This window comes from Pseudoalteromonas issachenkonii, from assembly GCF_002310795.1.
In the GTDB taxonomy this organism is placed as follows: domain Bacteria; phylum Pseudomonadota; class Gammaproteobacteria; order Enterobacterales; family Alteromonadaceae; genus Pseudoalteromonas; species Pseudoalteromonas tetraodonis.
The window spans coordinates 550649-569266 of sequence record NZ_CP011031.1 but is presented as its reverse complement, the minus strand read 5'-3'; the positions used below and the strand labels follow the sequence as shown (position 1 = coordinate 569266).

The window sequence follows — 18618 nt, the reverse complement described above, 5'->3', positions numbered from 1 at the left end:
TTAAAATAAATCTATTTCTGAGGAATTAACTTGTACACTGATTAAGTTCTCGGCAAGTAAATCTTCATAGATACAAAATTTATCTCGGCCATTATTTTTTGCATAATAAAGCGCTTTATCTGCGCTTTCTAGCACTGCAATTGGAAAATCATAAGGACTAATACGCGCTAAACCAGCACTGATCGTCATATTTTCAACAAAAGGAAACGATGTATCTCTAATGAGCTGTATAAATTCAGCCATTTTATTACTGATTGAGTCAGCATCTGTGGGCTCAAAAACAATCACGAATTCTTCCCCACCAAAACGAAAAATTAAATCTGTTGAGCGAAAAAAGTGACGCATTTTTTGCGCTAATACGAGTAACACTTCATCTCCACAGATATGACCGTATTGATCATTTATATTTTTAAAATGATCAATATCTAAAATAGCCAGCCAAGATGTTGATGCCTGCTTTTGTTGCCTTTTATCTTTATCTCGGGATGAGCCGTGCATTTTTAATACTTGTTTTTCAATTAGCTGTTTTATTTTTTTCTCAAAGGTCTGTCTATTTAACAGACCCGTTAATTTGTCTCTTTCGTTTTCATGGAGTATCACTAAATAGTTTTCAAATATGCGGCAAAAAGCATTTAGCATCACTTGAGCCGAACTATCTAAACTTTTTGAAACCACAGAAATGGCAGCAACTGTTTTTTCTTGGCGGGTAATGGGGAGCCAACGGCGTTCAATTCCATCGGCAGACTGAACAGTAATAATACAGGCAGAACGTAAACACGATAGAAGTTCATCCTCAGGCTGTGCAACAATTTGTCGTTGTACCCACTCGAATTGCTTTTCACCCGTCACTTTTAAGCAAAGACTTTGCTCAATAGTCAGTTGGCCTTGAACTTCTATATCTTTATAAACTGAGACTTCTTTACAGCCTATAAATTCTTGGATGGTCGATATCAAACTATATTCAAGAGAATCTACATCTCTATTTTTTGTTATTTTGATGACTGAATTCAGTAAATTTTCTTGCATTGTACTCCCTAAAGCAAACTGGGCGTTTGAGCATTAATAAAATTTAGCATAGACCACGCAGTGGAATATGCTAAATAAAAATTAAAGCATCAATGCTCATCCAGTTTAGGAGCCGCATTTTTAATAAATTAAGAACTGTAAGCGCTATTTTAGCTATTGGTCATGCAATTAATAAACTTCTCCGAGAGCTGTGTTATTGCCACTTTATCAGTGTACATAGGCTCGTTATTTTTTATTATAAACTCAGCACATTGTGCTTGAGATTGTTTGAATTTTTGCTTACATGAGTTTACCGATTCGCCAATTACTTCTTGGTAGATGCTTTCATCACACAAGCTATCGGCAAATTGACTCGCCCCGGTAATAATTTCATTAATGCTGACAGGAGAGGATTCTAATTTGAAGAATATATCGCTGTAAGTTTCAACCGTTATGCTCTGTGCAGGGTCAAATAAAGTCGCTTTTGCACTTAAATATGAGCCACCTATTAATAATGCCACAGCAGCCATTGTTGTGTATTTCATAACATTTCCTTGTAAAGTCTTAGCCCAGTGGTGCCAAAAACGTCCTATTTCACTCACACCTTATTAGCCAATGCTAATAAGATTAATAACTGTATTGATGAGATTTTTTAAGTACTGGAGGATTGCAACAAATGCAGGGCAATAAGCCTATTGATTTGGTTAAAAACATTCCTTGTTCCTAATATCAAGTAGACTACAATCAAGTTAGCTTAAATGCAAATAATTAATGCTCACTGAATGTACTAAATAAATCGAATTAACGCTTAAATTTAGTCTCTAAAATAACCGATGAACGGGTACGCTCTACCCCATCTAAGTTACCAATATCATCAAGTAAGTGGCTTAACTGCTCAAGGTTCTGTGCTTCTACAATAGCAATTAAATCAAACTCTCCACTGATTGCATACAACTGAGAAATCGCATCAATTTGCTTTAATTCAATATTAGTTTTTGTTGTTAGCTTCTGTTTTACTTTTATTGAAACATGCGCAGAGACCAAGCTATTTAAAAAGTCATCTCCAAAGTCAACGCTATAACCCTTAATGATCCCACTTTGCTCTAATTTTAGCATTCGGCTTTGCACCGTTGAACGAGATAAACTCAAATGCCTTGCTAAGTCAGAAATGCTAGCGCGGGCGTTCGTTTTTAATACTGAGAGTAGTTTTTCATCTTGGGGAGTTATCATAATGCTAATTAAATTCGTTAATTTGACTATTATTCTAATCATTTTTCACAAAATAGCACTGCAAATTTCATTCATAACCTTTGATAATGACATTTTTAATAAGTAGAACACATTGTATTGCTGAATCATCCTGACCTTATCGTTATTTTTTCAGCAACGTATTTTTTTATGTGAATAATTTAGGTGTAAAAATGCAAGTAACCAGAGATTTATTTAACGACGTAATGGTCCCTAATTACAACCCTTCGGCTGTTGTTCCTGTTCGCGGTGAAGGCTCACGTGTGTGGGATCAGAACAATAACGAATTTATCGATTTTGCCGGTGGTATTGCAGTTAATTGTTTAGGGCATTGCCATCCTGCATTAGTCGGTGCACTTAAAGAGCAAGGCGAAAAAATTTGGCACTTATCAAATGTAATGACCAATGAGCCAGCTCTTCGTCTAGCTAAAAAAATGGTTGATGCCACGTTTGCTGAAAAAGTTTACTTTGCAAACTCAGGGGCTGAAGCAAACGAAGCAGCATTAAAATTAGCACGTCGCTTTGCACTGGATAAATTTGGTGCTGAAAAAACTAAAATTATTGCTTTCAATAAAGGTTTTCATGGTCGCACATTTTTCACTGTAACAGTGGGTGGCCAAGCTGCTTATTCTGACGGTTTTGGTCCAAAACCTGCTGATATTGTTCATTGTGACTACAATGATATTGCCGCTTTTGAAGCCTTAATTGGTGATGATACCTGTGCGGTAATGATGGAGCCATTACAAGGTGAAGGCGGCATTGTGCCACCAACTAATGAATTTGCACAAAAAGTACGTGAACTGTGTACTAAACACAACGCACTACTTATTTTTGATGAAGTGCAAACAGGCGTTGGCCGTACAGGTCACTTATACGCATACGAAGGCTTAGATGTTATTCCTGATATATTAACTACGGCTAAAGCCTTAGGTGGCGGTTTTCCAATTGGCGCTATGATCACCACCACTGAAATTGCAGCACACCTAAAAGTAGGCACGCATGGGTCTACATATGGTGGTAACCCGTTGGCTTGTGCTGTTGCAGAAGCGGCATTTGATACCGTTAATACGCCTGCTGTATTAGATGGCGTAAAAGAGCGTGAACAAATGTTCCGTGATGGTTTAAATGCAATTAATGAAAAATACCATGTATTTAGCGAAGTCCGTGGTAAAGGCTTACTAATCGGTGCGGTACTAAATGAGAAATTTGAAGGCCGTGCTCGTGACTTTTTAGTAGCAAGTGCAAATAACGGCTTAATGAACTTAGTAGCCGGTATGAACGTTATTCGTTTTACACCTTCATTAGTGATCCCATTTGAGGACATTAAAGAAGGCTTAGCTCGCTTTGAAAAAGCAGTAAGCGATGTAGTAAACGGTTAATAACTAAGTAAAACATAACTAAGTCCTGAGGCAAACACACGTTTACCTCAGGATTTTATATGTTGTTGGAGCAAGTAGTTAATGCAAGTATTACGTCCTATTACTGTCAATGATTTTGCAGCACTTAAAGAGATTGCCATTGAGTCTGGCCATGGCTTTACCTCTTTACCTGTCGATGATGGGCAACTACAAGAAAAAATTGATCGTGCGCAAAACAGTTTTACTAAAAACGTAGATAAGCCCATCGACGAAAGCTATCTATTTGTTTTAGAAGACAGTGAAACCGGCAAGGTAATTGGTACTACCGCCATTGAAGCGGCCGTCGGGTTATCTGTACCTTTGTATCATTATCATCTAGGTAAAACCGTTCACCATTCACCCACTTTAAACGTTTACAATACCGTAGATATTTTGAGTATGTGTAACGACTACACTGGCTGCTCAGAAATATGTACTTTATTTTTACGTGAAGACAGTAGAAAAGGCCTGACGGGACGTTTTTTATCACGTTCACGTTTTTTATTTATGGCGCAACACAGCGAGCGCTTTGCCGACACAGTAATTGCTGAGATGCGTGGTGTTAGCGATGAAGACGGTCACTCGCCATTTTGGCAATGGTTGCAGGAACACTTTTTTAGCATTGAATTCCCACAAGCCGACCATTTAGTGGGATTAGGCGATAAAGTGTTTATTAGCGAACTCATGCCTAAATACCCTATCTATGTGAATTTGCTGAGCAAAAAAGCACAAGCGGTGATTGGCCATGTGCATGATAAAACCAAACCAGCACTTAAACTGCTTGAAAAAGAAGGCTTTGAACACCGCGGATACGTTGATTTATTTGACGCAGGCCCCACAGTAGAAGCAAAGCTCGGTAATATTCGCAGTATTCGTGATTCACAGGTGTGCCCTATTACTATTGGCGAGCTTGAACATATCAATGAGCAAAGCTCAGACACCCTTGCTATTTGTAATCAAGGGGTTAGCGATTTCAGAGCCACATTTACTAAACATGCTCATTACAATCAGGCAAAGCACACCTTAATCATCAGCCAAGAAGTAGCTGATGCACTTCATTTAAAACAAGGAGATGCAGCGCGATTTTTCCGCCTGTAACATTATTTATGAACACACAACTAATTAATAATCAATGGCTTGTAGGCAAAGGCCCAGCGTTTGATTCTATTAACCCAAGTAATGGTGAAATTGTATGGCAAGGTAATGGCGCCAACGCAGAGCAAGTTGACAGTGCCATTAAAGCGGCAAGAGCCGCGCAAGTTCAATGGGCAGACATGCCAATTGAGCAACGTATTACTATTTTAGAAAACTTCGTAGCCCAACTAAAAGAACACAGCGAAGAGTTTGCCACTATTATTGCTCGTGAAACAGGTAAACCGCTATGGGAAACACGCACAGAAGTGGGCGCGATGACAGGCAAAGTGGCCATTGCGATCCGTGCTTACAATGAACGTACTGGTACAAGCGAAAACCCAATGCCTGGTGCAAAAGCCTTTATTCGCCACAAACCTCACGGTGTGGTCGCTATTTTTGGTCCGTATAATTTCCCTGGGCATTTACCAAACGGCCATATTGTACCAGCCATACTAGCCGGTAATACCGTGGTATTTAAACCATCAGAATTAACTCCTCATGTAGCGCAGTTTACCTTAGAACTATGGTTAAAAGCAGGCTTACCTGCTGGGGTTATAAACCTTGTTCAAGGTGAGTTAGAAACAGGTAAAGCGCTGGCCTCACATCAAGATATAGATGGCCTATTTTTTACTGGTAGCTCAAACACAGGTCATTTATTACATAAACAATTTGCTGGCCACCCAGGTAAAATTTTAGCGCTTGAAATGGGCGGTAATAACCCGCTAGTGGTTAAAGATGTTGCTGATGTCAGCGCCGCCGTGCACGATATTATTCAGTCTGGTTTTATCACCTCTGGTCAACGCTGTACTTGTGCACGCCGTTTATTTATTGAAAAGTCGCCCAATGGCGATGCTATTTTAGAAAAGCTGATCAGCGCCACCAAAAATATCTTAGTAGACGATAGCTTTGCGGACGAGCAACCTTTTATGGGTTCTATGATCAGTGAAAAAGCCGCACTAGGCATGGTGGCAGCGCAAGCTGAGCTAGTTAAACAAGGTGCTGAGATTCTTGTTGAGCTTAAACAGTTAAAATCAGGCACTGGGTTTGTAAGCCCGGGCATTATTGATGTCACTAATATAAGCGAAATTGCCGATGAAGAACACTTTGGCCCGCTTATAAAGGTATATCGTTACACTGATTTCAATAGCGCTATAACAGAAGCAAACAACACCAGCTTTGGTTTATCTGCTGGTTTACTTGCTGATAGCGAAGATGATTACAGTCACTTTTTAAAACGTATTCGTGCCGGTATTGTTAACTGGAACCGCCCTATTACAGGCGCATCAAGCGCAGCGCCATTTGGTGGTATAGGTGCCAGTGGCAACCACAGAGCCAGTGCATACTACGCTGCAGATTATTGCGCATACCCAGTGGCCTCTGTAGAGTCAGAAAAAGTTAACTTACCGCAAACCCTCGCGCCGGGCTTAATAATTGAATAACAATTTAAATAGATTTAAGGATTTACCATGCATACTGATGTAAACACATTATTTGATAACCTGTGGCAAAACTACCTAAGCGTAACGCCATCGGCTGACAAAATTCATGACCTATTAGGCTCAACGCAAAAAGACGACATAATCAACGATCATATTGCGCTGCGTACTTTTAATATTGAAAAAGTAGGCCTTGAAAAACTAGCTGCACACTTTTTAGCCATTGGCTACAAAGAATGTGGTGAGTACCATTTTGAAGCAAAAAAACTCTACGCTAAGCACTACGAGCACAGCGATCCAACGCAACCTAAAGTGTTTATTTCTGAGTTATTAGTTGAAAAATGTTCACCTGAGCTTCAAGCAATTGTTACTGATATGGTTGCACAAATTGACGAAAGTGCGGTGACTGCCGATAACTTTTTATATTCAGGTACACATTGGCAAGTAAGCACTGATACTTACAAAAAGCTATTAGCAGAGAGCGAATATGCGGCGTGGATGTCTGCGTGGGGTTACCGTGCAAATCACTTTACTGTGAACATTAATACCTTAGCTAAGTTTGATAACATCCATGATGTAAACCAAGCTCTTAAAGATGCTGGTTTTTCACTTAATACCTCAGGGGGTGAAGTAAAAGGCTCACCAGAGGTACTATTAGAGCAATCATCAACATTAGCTGATGAATACGCTGTAACCTTTAGCGATGGCGATATGCGCATTCCTAGCTGTTTTTACGAGTTTGCTATTCGTTATCCAAAACCTGATGGTGAAATTTACACCGGTTTTGTCGCTGCCTCTGCAGACAAAATATTTGAAAGCACCAACGCACGATAACCAAAGTGTGTTGAATTTAAAAAGCCCACTTTTGGGCTTTTTTTATGCCTAATGAATGGTTTAAAACAATTTTATGTATCGATAAAACAATAAAAAATGAGAACAATTAATTGCCCCCTTATGGGCATGCAGGCTTATGTGTGTAAACTTAAACGCAGTTGCTTATTCCCACTGCGTTTTTTGCTAAAAAAGGAGCAGCTTTCCTCTTTAATATTATAAAAACAACGGTTTATAGTCATTTTCTAATTGTTCAAAAGACAAATCGCCAATAAATCGACCAAAGCTGAGCCACGTAGCAAGGCCTCTTAAATCTTTAAAATGAGGCGGCACAAATTGCGGATTTTCAATGACACCTAAGTCATGCAATTGCGATATTAATCTAAAGTCATCAATTGATATTTTACCCACCAGCAATAATGGCAACTGATCAATTCGACCAAGCTGTATCGCCACCCTAATTAAGTTGTAAACTAAAACAAAGCCTTTTATGTAAGCAATATCTTTGGTAAAGGGTAAGCCGGTTGCGGTACTGCCTCTAAAAACGCGCTGTGCAAGAGTATAGCTGTCGTCTTTTGATAAACCTTGAGCAACGTAATCTCGGTAAATATCGATAAACTCAGCACCATCAATCACTTTCGTCACCGCTTGAATACGGTTTACTAATTTTGATAAACGACGTGGTGTTGATTTAAGAGTAATAATTTCCGTCAGTACTGCAAGCCCCTCTTGGGTAACCGTAGAGCTTGGTGTGCCTTTACTCAAGCAAGTTAAATAAGGTTGCGCTAAGCCATTTTGAGTGGTGCCTACATGGATCCAGCCCTCGTGCACTTCTAAAATATCTAATTCGCGCTGAGAAAACTTAACATCTTGATTGAGCTTAATATTATTAGCACCTGCTGCCGCATCGCTGACAATACCATCACTTAGCATCACTTCTACGTTTATTCCCGGCATGCTGGCATTGACCTGTTCAGATAAAATCCGCACCGCGTCGCTGGCATCAATATTTTTAGGATCTTCAGGCAAAATATCCGCTGCAAGTAAATTTTTTAAAGGCTGTTCAAGCATATTAGCCAGTTCTGATAGCGATGGCTCACCAGCATGAAACAAATCTTTAGGATGACCAAATAGCTCCACTGATAAGTCATGAAACTCTGGCGTACCGCGGTATTCAAGCATGCTCAGAACCGTTTTATATTCGGTACACATTTTACCCATATATTGTGCAATTGGGTTTAATTGCCCCAACTGGTTAATAATATTGCGGTGCAGTGTTGAAAATGCTTGGCGCAACTCGCTAGGAACAAATCCTAAATCGCGCTGTTGATAATAAGCACGATCAATAAGTGGATTTTTTTGACATTTTTGTCTAAAAAATTCCTCTTTAATTTGTTTATCCCAATTTATTGCATCGAGTATTCTAATAGGTGTTTGCAATGCAATGAGTTGGTCGGATAATTCACGAGTTTTCGAAAGTAACGCTTTGTCTATCATGGTAAAAGCTCAACAAAAAGTGAACTTTGAGCATAATTTATAAATGAAAAATAACAAAGCAATATCATACTTTTTAGACTATTGTTTTTATGATGATCGACCCTCACTTCTATAGCGTATGAGTGATTAAATAAAAGGGACAAACAATGAAAAATGAAATCGACAATAAACAGATTCTAGCGGTTTACGAACGCATTCAACAACGCGGAGAAGTCACAGAAGAAGGTAAATTTTATCAAGGGATCACTGCATATTCTGATATAGATGGCTACACCGTCTATTTACAAGGCAGTGGTGTTTTACTTCGCTTTGGGTTTCATAATACTTATCACCTTGATTATGAACACGACAAACACAAAGACGACTTTTTGAAAAAACTTTACAACATAGCTAATGAAGAGTGATGCGATCAACAAATAGAAGAAACAGACCAACCAGTTCGCGCAATTTGCAGTTTATTAATCAAGTTATTGCGCAATTAAAAGCAGAGCCTGAAAAACTGCAACTCATCAAAAACAACCTTGCTTATTACCGTGCGCAAACGCATTTAAAACGTGGATTTTTACTTGCAATAGAACGTTTTGATTGGGTATTTGAAGCGACCGATAATATTGATGAAATTTGCGACCAAATTATGGCTGATGATTATATTGGCAACCGTTTAAGACGTTATCCTTTGCTCTTTAAAGGCGTTGTTGAAACCTAAACAGCGTCTTTATTTATCTCTTAACTAAGTTAACATTTCTGTAAATTAATCTCATATTTCACTTCCTAAATCTTTTTTCTTGGATCTTCCCACAAACTCGCCTTACCGCTTTTTAAAGTAATCTGCCCACAAAAAATACAATTAGTACTCTAATAGTTATCACACTAATAAATAAATCACTAAAAGCTTCGCCAATTATGTAAACAAATAATTACACCGCAAAAGGCAATCAAAGAAACACACATAACAAATTGTTATTAAACGATATTTTATAAAAACCCAGCTTGTTGATATAACTTCATTTTAGACTTATTTTATTAATTATTTATCCACATTTCAGGCACTCACCATTTGCACGAACCTTGAATTGTTAGAGCTATTACCTTAAGCTTATCTTTATTGAACGATCAATTAATAAAAATCATGCCTAAAGTTGGAATGGAACCTGTAAGGCGTCAGCAGCTAATTGACGCAACAATAGAGTCAGTTGCTCAAAAAGGGTTACAAGCAACCACAATTAATAGTATTAGCAAAAATGCGGGGATGTCCTCTGGCATAATTAGCCATTACTTTGGTGGGAAACAGGGGCTAATTGAAGCAACTGTGCGTTACTTACTGTCTAACTTGAAATATGACTTGATCAGCAAAGTAGATGAAAAGACCACGCCAACTCAAAGGTTAATGTTTATTGTTGAATCAAACTTTGCGCTAGTACAACAACGAAAAGACACCACTCGGACGTGGTTAAGTTTTTGGGCGCAATCAATGCACGACAAGGAACTTCATCGTTTACAAAATGTAAACAGCAAACGCTTGCAAAGCAATTTAACCGTTTCATTTAAGCAATTAATGCCTTTAGCGCAAGCAAACCTCGCGGCAGAGTTAACCGCAGCAATGATCGATGGTTTATGGCTACGAGCCGTATTAAGCCAATCAGACGAAAATCAGTTTAAACACAGTGAATCACTGGCTAAAAACTACGTGCATTCACTTATCAAGCAATATGGAGCCTAACGTGACTACACCTATCTATCAAAACTTTATCAACGGTCAATTCCTTGCAAACAAAAGCGGCGAAACATTTGATGTAGTAAATCCTGCAACCGGCCAAGTAATTTATGCCGTTGAAGTTGCCGATGAATACGTTCAAAACGCAGCAATTGAAAGTGCAAAACAAGGCTTTAAAGTTTGGTCAGCCATGACCCCTATTGAGCGCAGCCGTATTTTATTAAACGCCGTTGCTATTTTACGCAAGCGTAATGATGAGCTTGCACTAGTTGAAGTGCTCGATACCGGTAAACCAATGCAAGAAGCTAACTGCGTAGATGTTGAAACAGGCGCAGATGTAATTGAATATTTTGCAGGCCTTGCCCCTGCGCAAGTTGGTCAACAACAAATGGTTGGCGATGACTTTTACTACACACGCAAAGAGCCTTTAGGTATTTGTGCTGGTATTGGTGCATGGAACTACCCATTACAAATTGCATGTTGGAAGTCTGGCCCTGCCCTTGCTGCGGGTAATGCATTTATTTTTAAACCTTCAGAAGAAACCCCGCTTGGCGCAATTAAATTAGCCGAGGTATTTATTGAAGCAGGTGTACCCGCTGGCGTATTCAATGTAGTTCAAGGCGCGGGTGAAGTAGGCCAATGGCTTACTGCACATCAAGATATTGAAAAAGTATCGTTTACTGGTGAAGTAGGTACCGGTAAGAAAGTCGTCGCCAGTGCAGCAGGTACATTAAAAGATGTGACTATGGAACTAGGTGGTAAATCGCCGTTACTTGTCTTTGACGATGCCAATATAGAGCAAGCAGTAAGCGCAGCAATGTTAGGGAACTTTTATACCCAAGGTGAAATTTGTACTAATTGCACTCGTATCTATGTTCACAAAAATGTGTACCAGCAGTTTATTGATGAGCTTAAAACTCGCACCGAAAACAATATTATTGCCGGTGATCCACAAGATTTAAACACTAACTTTGGCGCGCTTATTTCTAAAAAGCATCAAGATTTAGTGCTGAGCTACATCAACAAAGGCCTTGAAGAAGGGGCAACGCTATTAACCGGTGGCTCAACGCTTTCACCAGCATCTGCGCCAAATGGTTATTTTGTAGCGCCAACCGTATTTGTTGATTGCAACGATGAAATGACGATTGTTAAAGAAGAAATTTTTGGCCCAGTAATGAGCGTTTTAGTATTTGATGACGAAGATGATGTAATTGCACGTGCTAACGGCACTCACTTAGGTTTAGCTGCTGGCGTTTTCACCAGCGATATTAAACGTGCTCATCGCGTTATTCATCAGCTACAAGCGGGGATTTGTTGGATCAATGCTTACGGTAACTCGCCGGCAGAAATGCCTGTAGGTGGCTATAAGCAATCAGGTATCGGCCGCGAAAACGGCATACAAACGCTTGATCATTACACGCAAACTAAGTCTGTTTATGTTGGTATGGCTGACATAGAAAGCCCATTTTAAGGAATCATTATGAACCACTCTTTTGATTATATTATTGTAGGCGCGGGCTCAGCAGGTTGTGTGTTAGCAAATCGCTTGTCTGAAGATTCAAGTAACAAGGTATTGTTACTTGAAACCGGCGGCAGCGATAAAAGCATCTTTATTAAAATGCCCACTGCTCTGTCGATACCAATGAATACCGATAAGTATGCGTGGCAATTTCATACGCAGCCAGAAAAGTACTTAGATAACCGTGAAATGCACTGCCCACGCGGTAAAGTGCTTGGCGGCTCATCATCTATTAATGGCATGGTGTATGTACGTGGTCATGCGAAAGATTTTGATGAATGGCAGCAACATGGCGCTAATGGCTGGGATTATCAAGCCTGTTTACCGTATTTTAAAAAAGCAGAAAGTTTTTACCTAGGTGAAAACAGCCATCGTGGTGGAAAAGGCCCCCTTGGCGTTAATAACGGTAATAACATGGAAAACCCTTTGTATAGCGCCTTTATTGATGCTGGTGCTCAAGCGGGTTATGCCACTACAGCTGATTATAATAGTGCTCAACAAGAAGGCTTTGGCCCTATGCACATGACCGTTAAAAACGGTGTGCGCAGCTCAGCCTCTCGTGAATATTTAGATCCGATTAAACATCGCAGTAACCTAACAATTGTAACCGGTGCACTTGCGCAGCGCGTTATTTTAGACGGTAAAAAAGCAACCGGTGTTGAATACAAGCTCAATGGTACAGTTAAAACAGCCAAAGCAAGTAAAGAGGTTATTTTAAGTGCGGGCTCTATCGGTTCTCCTCACCTGTTACAACTGTCCGGTATTGGTGATACACAAATACTTGAAAAAACAGGTGTTGAAGTAAAACATCACCTACCAGGTGTTGGTCAAAACTTGCAAGACCATTTAGAGTTTTACTTTCAATATAAGTGTAAACAACCCATTACCTTAAACGGTAAATTAGGCTTGTTTTCTAAAGGTTTAATTGGTGCAAAATGGCTGCTTACCCGTAAAGGTTTAGGCTCAACTAATCACTTTGAATCGTGTGCCTTTATTCGCTCAAAACCGGGGGTAGAGTGGCCTGATATTCAGTATCACTTTTTACCGGCAGCGATGCGTTATGATGGACGCAGTGCTTTTGCAGGGCATGGTTTTCAAGTGCATGTAGGTCATAACAAACCTAAAAGTCGTGGCAGTGTCACTATTGCCTCAGCAGATCCGACGCAGCCGCCAAAGATTGTGTTTAATTATCTTGAGCATCAAGACGACATTGAAGGCTTTAGGGCGTGCGTACGTTTAACGCGTGAAATTATTGAACAAGCTGCCTTTGACGACTTCCGTGGTGAAGAAATTCAACCAGGGCAACAAGTTCAAACGGATGAGCAAATTGATGCCTTTGTGCGCCAAGCAGTGGAAAGTGCTTACCACCCTTCTTGCTCTTGTAAAATGGGTGAAGACGACATGGCTGTAGTTAACTCAAATACCCAAGTGCATGGCATGCAAAGCTTGCGTGTAGTTGACTCGTCGATTTTTCCAACCATACCTAATGGTAATTTAAATGCGCCTACCATCATGGTGGCCGAAAAAGCCGCTGATATTATTTTAGGTAATAAGCCTTTAGCTCATACAGGAGTTGATGTTGTGAATGCCACTGATTGGCAAACTTCACAACGAAATAAAACCCTTTAATTTAGCCTGCCATAAAGGCCACTCTTTTAGCAAAATGCTTTAAGGAGTGCCTTTATGCGCCTTGCAGTGGCTCACAAGCATAAATAGGTTATGCCTGTGTTAATGCAAGCACAATAAAAAACGGAGTATATATGTGTTATTTTTATTCATTCTGGGAGGGCGATAATGACTATTTGGCTTAATGCAGGCATTATTTTCACCTTACTTGCCATTGTTACTATTTTAATAAAATGGGGCAATGTACGCGTAGTAGGCGTCACACCAGTGAGAACATTCACTTTTATAGCAATCCTGTTTACCTCGGGCCTAGACGTTGGCCTTATTATGTTTCCTTTAACCGAATTTGCCGGTTATGCAGACATAAAAGCAAGCCCAGAATATGCATTTGCCAATCCGCTCTCAATTGAGTTTGGTTATTGGGGATTTTTAATTTGGGGATTTTATTTTCTTACGTGCTTTTATTTCTGTGTAATAGAACCCAAAGTGAAGTTTTTTGAAATTCCATGGGTTAAGTTTTTAAACAATGTGGTCATTATTGGTACTTGTGCGTTTACCGCTTACTTATTACTGAGTAACTTGCCGTGGTATTTACCTGAACTCGGTGATGGCTCAAATGTTATTCCTGCGTTTTACTTAATCGTGCTTGCCGCTATTTGCTTTGCGGTGTATTCAAGTACCGATATTAAATATGTGCGCTTTTTAAGTATTGCAACTACTTGGTTGTTTATCGCCCTAATTGGCTTTATGTGGGCTGATGCCTTCTTATTTGGCGACAGTGAACTCTCTGCATTTACTAAAAACATCGGATTAATTGGTAATTACTTTGCCAACATCAATGAGTTTGTATTACCACTGAATGATTACCATGAGTTTTACTTATTTTGGTGGTTTGCGTGGAGCATTATGATTGGTCAATTTACATCGCGTTTTGTGGGCGGTTTAAAAACCTATCAAGTCCTTGGTGCTATGCTGATTTTCCCATCGATTCCAATCGCTATCTGGTTTAGTGTGTTATATCACTACCATGAAGCCGGTATTCCAACCGAGGGAATCAAAAACTTTGCTATGGTATTTGTAGGTATCGTATTTGTTATTAACTCGCTCGATTCACTGATCCGTTTATACACAGATAATTTAAACCTAACCGTAAAACGCTTTGGTAAATTTAAATATATTGCCATGAACGTTGTCGCTTTGTCGCTACTAACATTGCTATTTAAGCTTGAGTTTTTGCAAATTCAATGGGTTGGTGCTTTAGTTATAGGGTTATTCTTTATTTGCCTTGGTTTTATTGCCTACAGCAAACTTAAAACGGTCAGCAATATCGAAGGATCGCCTAAAGCGAATAAAATTGATTACACAAAAATAGAAACTATCAGCTAGGAAAACACATGAACAATAAATTAAAACAACTTTTTATCGCTTTACCGTTCACCGTTTTATCAACAACGGCAGCGGCTAACTGGTCAACAACGATTACGGCTGCATCTGATTACACCTTTAATGGTGTATCACAAACAGATAACGATCCGGCACTGCAAGCAAGCCTTGACTACGCGTATGATAACGGTGTTTATGCCGGTGTATGGGCATCAAACGTTGATTTTGGTGATGACACCGACTTTGAACTAGATGCTTACGTAGGCCGATACATTCAGTTAAACGAACAAGTAAGCCTGGATTACGGTATTGCTTATTACACTTACCAAGGTAATAACAGCGATGGTAACTACGCAGAAGCGTATACTAAATTTGGTTACGCCAGTGACTACGGCCAAACAGAGCTTAACTTTTGGTACAGCTGGGATTACTTTGGCTACGATACTGGCCATGTGATTTCTATGATTGCGCACACTTACGAGCTTGCACCAAATCATGCGATTCGTGCCAGCTTTGATATTTCAAACTCACTCGATGGCAATAAGTTCCAATGGGATGAAGCTAAGGGCGACAAATCGTATTATCACTACCGCTTAGCATACCAAACGAGCTATGAAGGGTTTGGCATTGAAGTGGCTGCTGAGAATACCAGCCTAGATTACGATTACGCAGATGAGCGAATTGTACTGGCTATCTCACGTACATTTGACTTGTAATAGTTAGCAGGGTCTGTTGTACTTTTAAGATTGAATTTGCAGCAGCCTGTTTGGTATTTAGGCAAAGCAGAGCCTATGTAGTGTTATTCCCCATAAATAGGCGATAACGTAGCATTAATGCCAAACAGGCGATGCCCAAAGGGTTCTTCCTAGGGGCTATTTACTCTTTTTTGCTCGGTTTTTACTTAGCCCACTAGGTTACAAACCTCGCGCCGCGATTAAACACCCCCTAGTTTGAACAAATTTCAATCCACAAAGGTCAACAGACCCTAGTAAATATAAAAAAACACGCTACTGGTTAGCGTGTTTTTTATTGCCTAGCAAAATCTTGCTTTTATAGTATTTATAGCGTTATAACTGCCACGCATAACTGACTTTAGTAAAGAAAGTACGTTGGTCTCGCTCAATGCTTTTTAACGAGTCATCCTGATAACCTTTATCTGAATACCCTAAGTAAAATAAGGTTTGTGCGTTAATTTTGTATGAGTACACCAGCTGACTACCGTAATCTTTGTTGATTTCGCTAACCTGATAAAAGTAAGCATCCTCATTTCTGTCTATATCTTCAAACTGTAAAATCAGCTTAAGCATAGCGCGCATACTAAACTTATAATAAAGCCTAAAATCAATAAGGTTTGCGGTAAAAACACGTCGCCCTTGGTAATCATCTAAATGGCTATAATTATGCCTAACATCGACCTGCCAATGGTTATTAATATCCCAAACAGCCTGCGATTGTGTGGTTAAAACATCGCCTAGCTGCTCATTAGTGTAATCTATACGGCTTGCATATTCGGCATATAACGATAATCTCAGATCTTTTGACGGTCTAAAAGCCGTATAAAAATAACCAATATTTTGGTTATAAAACTTGCCGTTATAATTTTCATAGCGATTTAACAAACCCAGCTCAAATACAGACTGCTTTTGACCTTGAAAGGTCATGTAACCTTCGTATTCTTCTTCAAGTAACTCGCCATTCTGCGCCCAGGTTTTATCCCAATCGGCGGTGTATGACCAGGTTGTTAGCATGTCATGCTCATCACCATACCAAGTTTGACCGCCACCAAAGCCTACTTTTTCGTAGTCTACTTTTTCTTGATAACCTAAGTCGGTACGGTAATCCTCACCAATATTGTCATAGGTAGCGTAAAGCTTATAATCGCGCTTATCGCGAGTCAGCTTTAATGCATACGCCATATCCGATTGAGTGTCTGCTAAATTGTAGTTATCAACTAAAAACGGCGAGTTATTGGTATCAGCATTCGCTATTTGATAATTGAGCGTATCTGACTGATTAAACCAATAGCTGCCATCAACCGATAGCACCGTATTATGGTAGTCGCTACTTTCACGATGCGTTGAAGTAACACCAATAGTGCCTTGTTGGCCAATATCATATTGATAACGCGCCACCGCCGCTTTGGTTTTATCATTTAAGTTAGCAAAGCCCGAGCCTTGGTTACTTGGCAATAAAATATTACTGTTATCGTCATCTGCAAACATCAGCGCATAACTGTGACTGTCGGTTTTACCGGTGAGCTTGGCGCCAATATTTGGCTCAGCTATGGTACGTGTATAAAGGAGTTCAAATAAATTACTTTTAAAATAAGACGCGCCATCTAAGAAAAACGGACGCTTTTCAGCGTAATAAATAGAGTAAGTGGTGTTTACATCCAGTTCTAACGAATCGGTTTCTACCTGAGAAAAGTCTGGATTTATGGTGGCATTAATTACTGCATCTTTGGTAACCCCCCAACGAAGATCAAGCCCAACCTCAGTGTCTACATCGCCATTATCCCACGCACCCGGTACTTGTGTTTTTTGATCGTTTCTCAGTGCGGTTAATGTTGGCGTTAGCTGTAGGTTTTTACTTGGTGCTAAATTATTAAATCCGCTTATTTTGTCAAACTGACATAAACTACATTTAATATCACGGTCAAAGCCTGTGCTTGATAATTGATACAACACATCACGCTGATAGTTTCGCATTACAGCAAAACCCCAGGTAGATTGATCTTTATTTTGCGCAAATCGCAGCGCTTTAAACGGAATACGCATTTCAACTACGTAACCTTGCTCGTTTATGGTACCGGCACTGTCCCAAATGGCATCCCACGATAAGTCTGACACCCATTCATCGGTATCCGTCATGCGAAGGTCACCTTGAGCGCCCAGTGGGTTTACATAAAACTCATAGCCTGTACGTTCATCGTTAAAGGTATCAATCACCAAACCGACAGTATCATCTTGCCAGAGGGTATCTCTATCACGAAGCGCCGCGCGAATTTTACTCGGATCGGGGTCGTAAGCTACAAACGCCACATATAAATTATGACCATCGTCATAAAGGTATGCATCTGTTTTTACTGGCGGTGTGCCTTTTTCATTCGGCTCATCTTGGTAATTTACCGCAACATGTGTTGCTTGTTGCCAATGTGGCTCGTTAAGCACGCCATCTACATCAATATTTTTATTAATGTGCGCGAGTTGATAATTAAGCTTATCGGCAAGTGCATTAGGGCTGAGAGTTAAACCGAGGCTGAAGCTGATAAAAAACAGCAATGTTGTTATTTTTATAGGTATAAAGTACTGCATAAACATCCATTTAGGTTTATTTACTTGTTAAAAGTAAACTTTGCTCAGGAGTGTAAATTATACAGGTACATTTGTTAATAGTTGCGCGCTATTATTTGCAATAAAATTAACAAAAAACTAATACACAACGAAGTGGAATGATTATGTGTCGAGAAGTTTTAATTTATTAGCCACACCATTCCAGCTATCGGCATCTTCCGGGGCGGGTTTAACTTGGGTGATGCGTGGCCATATTTCTGCTAGCTCCGCATTTAATTGGGTAAACTCTTTTTGCGATTCAGGTAATTCATCTTCTTGAAAAATAGCATCAGCGGCACACTCAGGTACGCATAAACCACAGTCAATACAGTCAATAGGACTAATAGCCAAAAAATTAGGACCTTCAAAAAATGCATCTGCAGGGCATACTGATACGCAATCAGTGTACTTACATTTTATACAATTTTCGGTGACTACAAACGCCATAATGGTTTAATACCTAATGTTTCACAATAACAGCTGCGGATCATACCCA

At 39.7% G+C, this 18618-nt stretch carries 17 protein-coding genes; 11 read left to right on the top strand and 6 right to left on the bottom strand.

Features of this window, described 5'->3' with window-relative positions; genetic code table 11:
• The 3 genes from PISS_RS18165 to PISS_RS18155 form a co-directional block, all read right to left on the bottom strand.
• Complete coding sequence (locus PISS_RS18165; protein WP_013463232.1) at positions 1-1026, bottom strand: GGDEF domain-containing protein; 1026 nt, start codon at positions 1024-1026, stop codon at positions 1-3.
• Positions 1027-1175: 149 nt separating this feature from the next.
• Complete coding sequence (locus tag PISS_RS18160) at positions 1176-1550, bottom strand: hypothetical protein (RefSeq protein ID WP_008112502.1); 375 nt, start codon at positions 1548-1550, stop codon at positions 1176-1178.
• Positions 1551-1806: 256 nt separating this feature from the next.
• Entirely contained in the window at positions 1807-2235 is a 429-nt protein-coding gene (locus PISS_RS18155) for an Lrp/AsnC family transcriptional regulator (protein WP_013463231.1), read from the bottom strand.
• Between the two features lie 191 nt (positions 2236-2426).
• Here PISS_RS18155 and PISS_RS18150 point away from each other — a divergent pair, with 191 nt between their 5' ends.
• From PISS_RS18150 to PISS_RS18135, 4 genes are all read left to right on the top strand, one after another.
• Entirely contained in the window at positions 2427-3632 is a 1206-nt protein-coding gene (locus PISS_RS18150) for an aspartate aminotransferase family protein (RefSeq protein WP_024600888.1), read from the top strand.
• Between the two features lie 81 nt (positions 3633-3713).
• On the top strand, positions 3714-4748 hold the full coding sequence (gene astA / locus PISS_RS18145) for an arginine N-succinyltransferase (RefSeq protein ID WP_013463229.1): 1035 nt from the start codon (positions 3714-3716) through the stop codon (positions 4746-4748).
• 8 nt (positions 4749-4756) lie between these two features.
• Positions 4757-6223: a succinylglutamate-semialdehyde dehydrogenase gene (gene astD / locus PISS_RS18140; RefSeq protein ID WP_058155988.1), complete on the top strand. Its 1467-nt coding sequence runs from the start codon at positions 4757-4759 to the stop codon at positions 6221-6223.
• A 27-nt stretch (positions 6224-6250) separates the two neighbouring features.
• Positions 6251-7054 (top strand): DUF1338 domain-containing protein, encoded by an 804-nt coding sequence (locus PISS_RS18135; RefSeq protein ID WP_013463227.1) that lies wholly within the window; start codon positions 6251-6253, stop codon positions 7052-7054.
• A gap of 213 nt (positions 7055-7267) precedes the next feature.
• Here the strand turns inward: PISS_RS18135 and PISS_RS18130 are convergent, their stop codons facing one another.
• Positions 7268-8548, bottom strand: a complete 1281-nt coding sequence (locus PISS_RS18130) for a flavohemoglobin expression-modulating QEGLA motif protein (RefSeq protein ID WP_024600890.1) — start codon at positions 8546-8548, stop codon at positions 7268-7270.
• Positions 8549-8694: 146 nt separating this feature from the next.
• Here PISS_RS18130 and PISS_RS18125 point away from each other — a divergent pair, with 146 nt between their 5' ends.
• The 7 genes from PISS_RS18125 to PISS_RS18095 all read left to right on the top strand — a co-directional run bounded on the left by PISS_RS18125 (position 8695) and on the right by PISS_RS18095 (position 15506).
• Entirely contained in the window at positions 8695-8952 is a 258-nt protein-coding gene (locus PISS_RS18125) for a DUF3081 domain-containing protein (RefSeq protein WP_013463225.1), read from the top strand.
• Complete coding sequence (locus PISS_RS18120) at positions 8952-9254, top strand: hypothetical protein (protein ID WP_024600891.1); 303 nt, start codon at positions 8952-8954, stop codon at positions 9252-9254. Before PISS_RS18125 ends, PISS_RS18120 begins: the two co-directional genes overlap by 1 nt.
• A gap of 438 nt (positions 9255-9692) precedes the next feature.
• Complete coding sequence (betI, locus tag PISS_RS18115; protein WP_024600892.1) at positions 9693-10268, top strand: transcriptional regulator BetI; 576 nt, start codon at positions 9693-9695, stop codon at positions 10266-10268.
• A 1-nt stretch (position 10269) separates the two neighbouring features.
• The gene (gene betB / locus PISS_RS18110) at positions 10270-11733 is read left to right on the top strand and encodes a betaine-aldehyde dehydrogenase (protein WP_058156121.1); all 1464 of its coding nucleotides are present in this window, start codon (positions 10270-10272) and stop codon (positions 11731-11733) included.
• Between the two features lie 9 nt (positions 11734-11742).
• The gene (gene betA, locus PISS_RS18105) at positions 11743-13410 is read left to right on the top strand and encodes a choline dehydrogenase (RefSeq protein ID WP_058155986.1); all 1668 of its coding nucleotides are present in this window, start codon (positions 11743-11745) and stop codon (positions 13408-13410) included.
• A 165-nt stretch (positions 13411-13575) separates the two neighbouring features.
• Complete coding sequence (locus PISS_RS18100; protein ID WP_013463220.1) at positions 13576-14793, top strand: BCCT family transporter; 1218 nt, start codon at positions 13576-13578, stop codon at positions 14791-14793.
• An 8-nt stretch (positions 14794-14801) separates the two neighbouring features.
• Positions 14802-15506 (top strand): TorF family putative porin, encoded by a 705-nt coding sequence (locus PISS_RS18095; RefSeq protein WP_028834775.1) that lies wholly within the window; start codon positions 14802-14804, stop codon positions 15504-15506.
• Positions 15507-15857: 351 nt separating this feature from the next.
• On the opposite strand, the gene PISS_RS18085 is transcribed toward PISS_RS18095, so the two are convergent.
• The gene (locus PISS_RS18085) at positions 15858-18104 is read right to left on the bottom strand and encodes a carbohydrate binding family 9 domain-containing protein (protein ID WP_033104193.1); all 2247 of its coding nucleotides are present in this window, start codon (positions 18102-18104) and stop codon (positions 15858-15860) included.
• Positions 18105-18245: 141 nt separating this feature from the next.
• Positions 18246-18569, bottom strand: a complete 324-nt coding sequence (fdxA, locus tag PISS_RS18080; RefSeq protein ID WP_008114035.1) for a ferredoxin FdxA — start codon at positions 18567-18569, stop codon at positions 18246-18248.
• Positions 18570-18618: the final 49 nt, after the last annotated feature.